This is a genomic window from Desulfobaccales bacterium (genome assembly GCA_041648175.1).
In the GTDB taxonomy this organism is placed as follows: Bacteria; Desulfobacterota; Desulfobaccia; order Desulfobaccales; family 0-14-0-80-60-11; genus 0-14-0-80-60-11.
The window spans coordinates 1-5,341 of record JBAZPO010000046.1; the positions used below are offsets into that span (position 1 = coordinate 1).

The window sequence follows — 5,341 nt, forward strand, 5'->3', positions numbered from 1 at the left end:
CCCTTTTCGGTCTGGATGGTGAGCAGCCACTTGAGGGACATGAGCCCCATATCGATCATATCGCTGCGCTGCATCGATTGGCCGGACACGAGTAAGGCATGGGGCAGCTTGCCGTTGGCATAGTTTAAAGTGTTTTCAAGCCAGGGCCAGCTGTTTGTTGCATTGTTCCTGAACTGATTGAAAAGCCCGTCGGCAATGACTTCTCGGACCCTGCGCACTTCACTGTCGCCTGAAAATTTATGCAAGTAGGCATGAATGCCCACCAGGGCAAAAGCGATGGCTCGGGGCGAATTAAAATGCTCGACAGCTTTCATCGCCTGGTTGAAGAGCGTCATGCTCATTGCCATCTGTCCGCGATTGTCAAGAAAAGCCACAGCCTTGCCAAGGCCCCAGAGCGCCCTGCCGTGAGCATCCTCGGATCCCACCTCCTCGGGCCATTGCCGTGCATAGGTCATAAAATTACGAAACCGCCCCTTTTCGACATTGAAGGCATCCAGTAGAAAGCTGAGATACTGGTTGCTGAGGGAATCGAAGTACTTGCTGTCTGTAAGCAGATATTTCCGGCCCATGGCTGCAAGCATCAGCGCTCTGGCATTATCATCGGTGCAGTAGCCATGGGCGCGATCGGGGATGGTATAGATGGCATGTTGCAAAATACCGGTATCATCGGTAAGGGTTTTCAGGTGATCAAGCTTCATGTCCGGGAGCTCGAAATTCGTGATAGATTTGATGTTTTCAATATATGAGTGCCGGGGGCGGGGGTGCCGGGAACGGTTGAGCTGAACCTCGCTGAAAACCTCGAGATATCTTCGGGCCACCTCCTTCCAGATCGCCTCGCGACAGAATGTATAGGCTTTTTTGCGCATCGTATGCCGGTTAGTATCGTTGTCCAGAAGGTCGATGATTTGTTCCGCTATGGCATCAGGGTTTTTGAATGGAACAATTCTTCCCCGTCCTTCGGCTAGCATCTCGGTCGCATACCAGTACGGGGTTGAAATGACGGCTTTGCCGGTCCCCATGGCATAGGCGAGGGTCCCGGAAGTAATCTGGGCTTCTTCAAGATATGGAGTTATATATATATCGGTGGTGCCGAGAAACTCACATAATTCTTTCATCTCAACAAAACGGTTTTGAAAAATGACATGCTCGCTGATACCTAGTTTGCGCACGAGCTGATGCAGGCTGATGCGGTATTCATCCCCATGCGCCTTCAAGATATGCGGATGTGTTGCTCCCAGGATAATATAGGTAAGATCAGGGTGTTTTTGGATGACTGACGGAAGCGCCTGCAGGACGTTTTCAATGCCCTTATTGGGGGAAATCAGGCCGAATGTGAGAAGCACCTTTTTGCCTTCCACGCCGAACTGATCTTTGTAGAAGTTGGGATCCATAAAAGGCGTATCCGGAATGCCGTGATGGATAAAGGCAATTTTCTCTTCCGGCACGTCATAGATATCTTTGAGGAAATCAACAGCCTTGTGGCTCATCACGATGAGTTTATCGGACAGATCAGACAGCCTGCGCATGACTTCACGATATTCCTGGGCTGGATCTCTCAGAACCGTATGCAGGGTTGTTACGACCGGCATGCGAAGATCTCCAAGAAGTTTCAGGAGATGACTGCCGACCGGGCCGCCGAAAATACCGTATTCATGCTGCACGCAGACAATATCCACCTGGCTGATATTGAGATACTCCGATGCGACACTATAATCGTTAAGTCTGTTCTGGTTAATCTCAAATCGCACTTTTTCAGGATATGCATATCCCTCGGCTGTGTCATTCATGGCAACCGCCCAGCAGTTTATACCGGGCGCTTCTGTTGATAATGCTTCGACAAGATCAGTAGTGAATGTTGCAATACCGCACTGTCGGGGTGAATAGTTGCCGATTACGGCAACCGAGTTGATTCTCTCATAATACTTAATAACAGATGTCATAACGGCTACCTTTCTGTGTTTACGTTTTACCCATGCAGTCAGCTCTTGCTGACATTCAGCAGAAAAGGGAACAGATTTATTTTCTGGATTTACGCGGCCTGCCCTGCCCTCTAAATTCAATTTGCCTTCCCACCTTAACCTCTATTTCTTCGACAAATCGCTCTCCACCTGTCAACTGGCCTCGCTGTATTGCCTGTCGTATCTGCTCAAACTCCTCTTCTGGGATTGTTCCCATTACAAATTCCTTGTATTTCTCTTGCCGCTCTGTTTTTACTGATGCCAAGCTTACAATAAAAGGGGTCAAAATCCAACAATATCTGTTTTGTCAGTCCAACTTTTTCTCCATAACTCGACCATCGGTAATCTTCAGGAACTGGAACGATCCCAGCCCTGACCGGATTCAACTCTACATACCGACAGCAAGAAAGCAGGTATTCGTTTGTGCCTACAGTAAATAAATCTGTCCTCTTTTTGTCCTTTTTGCTCTGCGTGTTATATGGTTTCCGCATAATACTCATTCCCTATGGGTTCACAGGTATTTTCACCTCGACTGCGTGTTCCTTGTGGTCGTCAACAAGGGTGATTGTTGTATCCTTTTGCGGGACGCCGTTAACGGTCACGATCATTTTGCCATCACCGGTATCGCCGGCAGATGCCCGCAGAACGGCGATGTGGTAGACCGTTTCCCGATAACGGTAGTGCACCGTGAAGCCTTTCCAATTCTCCGGGAGAAGCGGTGCGAAACTCAGTCTATCCACCTCCAGCCTCAGCCCCAGGAGTGATTCCAAGATCAGCCGGTACATCCAGCCGGCCGAACCGGTGTACCACGTCCATCCACCGTGGCCGGTGTGCGGCGAGAGCGCATAAACGTCGGCCGCGACGACGTAGGGTTCCACCTTGTAAGTCGCCATCGACTCAGGAGACCTCGCATGGTTCACCGGATTGATCATGTCCATCAGTTCCCAGGCGCGCCGGCTGTCTCCCAGTTTAGCGAAGGCCATCGCCATCCAGATCGCTCCATGGGTGTATTGCCCGCCATTCTCCCGTACGCCGGGGACATATCCCTTTATGTAGCCGGGATTCAAATCAGACTTGTCGAACGGCGGGTCCAGGAGTTGGATCAGTGCCTGATCCCGGTGGATAAGATGTTGATCCGCGGCTTCCATGGCCATGCGCGCGCGTTCGGCATCGCCTGCGCCGGAGAGAACGGACCAGCTTTGCGCAATCGAATCAATCCGGCATTCGGAGTTACTCATCGACCCCAGCGGCGAGCCGTCGTCGAAGTAAGCGCGGCGGTACCACCCACCATCCCACCCATGCTGCTCGATGTTCCGGCGCATCTGCTCCGCCTCTGCCTCGCACCGCTGCGCGAAGGGCAGATCGCCACGTCTGCGGGCAACCTCAGTGAATTGCATAAGCACATCATACAGGAAAAAGCCCAGCCAGATGCTTTCGCCTTTCCCCTCTGCGCCCACCATGTTCATGCCGTCGTTCCAGTCGCCGGAACCCATGAGCGGTAATCCGTGCTCGCCATAGTTGAGACCTCTCAGGATGGCTCTTACACAGTGTTCATACAATCCTGCCGTTTCTCGAGACCGGCCGGGCAGATCGTAATAGGAATCCTCATTCGCGTTTATCGGGCGACCCTGAAGGAAGCGGATGGTCTCATCCAAGATACCGTAATCCCCGGTGCTCCTGACGTAGCGGCACACCGCCAACGGCAGCCAGAGATAATCGTCGGAACAGTGTGTGCGCACGCCGCGGCCTTGAGGAGGATGCCACCAGTGCTGTACATCACCCTCGGGGAATTGACGGCCTGCGGCAAGAAGGAGGTGCTCGCGCACGAGGCGCGGCTCGGTGTGGATGAGAGCCATTACGTCCTGCAACTGATCGCGAAAACCAAAGGCGCCCCCGGACTGGTAGAATCCACTGCGCGCCCACAGGCGGCATGCCAGTGTCTGGTACAAGAGCCAGCCGTTGGTCAACATGTTGAGGGACTGGTCGGGTGTTTCCACGTTCACTGCGCCGAGCGTGTGCTGCCAGTATTGCCAGACCGTTTCGAGCGCCTGGCGTGCCGCAGCAGTTCCACGGAAGCGACGGACCAGGTTGCCGGCGTCCTCGGCGTCCCGCCCGGCGCCGAGCCTGAAGACAATTTCACGTTCCTGCCCAGCGGCCAGTTCAAAGGAAACCTGAATTGCAGCACAGGGGTCCATGGCAGCGCCCATTTTGCCGGAGAGCCGCAGCCTGGTCATCGCGGCTGGACTACGCAGCGTGCCGTTCCTCCCCAGGAATTCAGTCCGGTCGCCGCTTACCGTCCGGGTCGCTTCGTCCACATCGAAAAAGGCAGTCCGGTCGGGAAACTCTGTATTGTAAGGGTTCCGCGCGAAAAGCGCACCGCTTACCGGGTCAATTTCGGTGATCACATACATGGTTGTTTTGGGCCGCAGATCTCCCAGAACCCATTCCGCATATCCGGTAGCAGAGAGTCGGCGTGATCTGCCTGACTCGTTTCTTACCTTCAATACAGTAAACTTGATTGATGCGTCCATGGCCACGTAAACCCATACCTCGGACCGGATGCCGTGCTCCGTGTGCTCGAAGACGGTATAGCCTAATCCGTGCCGGGTGGCGTAAGGCGTTGCCCCACGGCTGGGCAGCGGCATGGGAGACCAAAAGTGGCCGCGCTCTTCATCGCGGAGGTAGAAAGCCTCCCCGCTCGTATCACTCACGGGATCGTTATACCAGGGAGTAAGACGAAACTCGTGGGCATTCTCGGCCCAGGTGTAGGCAGAGCCGCTCTCCGAGATAACGGTTCCAAAGTGCGGATTTGCCAGGATATTCACCCATGGCGCCGGCGTCAACTGATCATGGGTGGTTGTAATGATGTACTCGCGGCCATCAGAGGTGAATCCGCCGAGTCCGTTAAAAAACAGCAGATCGTGGCGAGGCAAGGCGGCAACTGCCGGCGGAGCGCTATGGTGAGTGCGGGTCGGTATAAGGGGCGGCAAAGTTAATTGCACGAGGCTCCGACGATTGATCTGGTTCGCCAGCATCCCCCGCCTGTCGGTGACGATAGCGCGAGCGACCGTTTGGAGCAGGATACGTTCCTCGTTCGATATCTGGTCCGCGGGCCTTACGAAAATGCCGCCCGGTTGATCCGTCACATGAGCGCCTTCGGCTGCGGCAATGAGCCCCATAATCTGGTCGTGGAGTAACTGCCGATAACCGGCGTGATCTTCGTTCCAGATCACCAGGTCCACCGCCAGCCCTTTTAAGCGCCAGTAAGCGTGGGCCTGTATAAGATGACGCACCAGGCCAATGTTGGCCGGATCTTCAATCCGCAGGAGCAGGATCGGCAAATCGCCGGATATAGCGTAGCCCCAGAGACCGGATTGCCCGCG

The 5,341-nt window shown here is 54.3% G+C and carries 2 protein-coding genes; both read right to left on the minus strand.

Going from position 1 to position 5,341, the window contains the following annotated elements; translation table 11 throughout:
- A partial coding sequence (locus WC600_18555) for a glycosyltransferase family 4 protein (protein MFA4904732.1) occupies positions 1–2,060 on the minus strand: 2,060 nt, incomplete at its 3' end.
- 401 nt (positions 2,061–2,461) lie between these two features.
- Positions 2,462–5,341 (minus strand): glycosyl hydrolase family 65 protein (locus tag WC600_18560; protein ID MFA4904733.1); only part of this gene is annotated, 2,880 nt, incomplete at its 5' end.